Raw genomic sequence first — 333 nt, 5'->3', positions numbered from 1 at the left:
ACCTTTCCTCCTCGCTGAAAGTGCTTTACAACCCGAAGGCCTTCTTCACACACGCGGCATGGCTGCATCAGGGTTTCCCCCATTGTGCAATATTCCCCACTGCTGCCTCCCGTAGGAGTCTGGACCGTGTCTCAGTTCCAGTGTGGCTGATCATCCTCTCAGACCAGCTAGGGATCGTCGCCTTGGTGAGCCATTACCTCACCAACTAGCTAATCCCACCTGGGCATATCCAATCGCGCAAGGCCCGAAGGTCCCCTGCTTTCCCCCGTAGGGCGTATGCGGTATTAGCAGTCGTTTCCAACTGTTATCCCCCTCGACTGGGCAATTTCCCAG

At 56.2% G+C, this 333-nt stretch carries 1 rRNA gene; it reads right to left on the bottom strand.

The features are described 5' to 3' along the window. Nucleotides 1-333: ribosomal RNA gene (locus J9885_RS14940) — 16S ribosomal RNA — on the bottom strand; the annotation flags it as partial.

Source organism: Aeromonas sp. SrichE-2G, assembly GCF_017939565.1.
GTDB lineage: Bacteria > Pseudomonadota > Gammaproteobacteria > Enterobacterales > Aeromonadaceae > Aeromonas > Aeromonas taiwanensis.
Note: the sequence above shows the minus strand (reverse complement) of the source record. Positions and strands in the feature narration are given on the sequence as shown.